The 648-nt window shown below is 76.5% G+C and carries 1 protein-coding gene; it reads right to left on the bottom strand.

Annotated elements, in window-relative coordinates; genetic code table 11:
* Positions 1 to 648 (bottom strand): DUF222 domain-containing protein (locus tag B2P18_RS08790; protein WP_286958138.1); only part of this gene is annotated, 648 nt, incomplete at both ends.

Below are 648 nucleotides of genomic sequence, written 5' to 3'. Positions count from 1 at the left end.
CCGACCCAACGACGCCAGGCAGGCCACGCCCTCCACCAACGGCAGCAACGCCGACAAGCGCATCATCGCGCCCGGGACCGGGCGACCCGACACGTGCCGGTCCGCCACGACACGGTCATGGGCCGCGGTCGCCGCGCCCGGGTCCAGCTCGTAGGCGATCGCCCGGGCCCGGGCCTCCAGCTCCCGCACCGTCCACCCCGCCGCGTGCGGCGCGACCTCCTCGTCCACGGTCAACCGGTCATCCCGCCCGACCTCGATCGTGGCCGCCGCGACCGCCCGCACGTGATCGACCGACACCAGCCCCCGCCGATGCAGACCCGCCAGGCGGGGCAGCTCCCGGTCCGCGACCCGCGCCAACCCCAACCGGAACCCCGCCGCCGACGCCGAGCACCCCAACGCCGCCCCGACCTGCGCCGCGACCCCCGGCGCCGAGGAACCCCGGTCCGACGCCCGCCCCGACGCCTGCTCGCGCTGGTCGTGGCGGTCCTCGTCCAGGGCCAGCATCACCCGCAGCTGCGCGGCCTGCGCCGCCCGCTCCAAACGCTGCAAGGACGCCAGCAACGCGGTCCGATCCGCGTCGGTCAGGGTCTCGTCCAGCACCACCAACCGGTCCACGACCGCGTCCACCCCACCCGCCGACAGCGTCCC

This window comes from Arsenicicoccus sp. UBA2120 (genome assembly GCF_002330965.1).
In the GTDB taxonomy this organism is placed as follows: Bacteria; Actinomycetota; Actinomycetes; order Actinomycetales; family Dermatophilaceae; genus Arsenicicoccus; species Arsenicicoccus bolidensis.
Note: the sequence above shows the minus strand (reverse complement) of the source record. Positions and strands in the feature narration are given on the sequence as shown.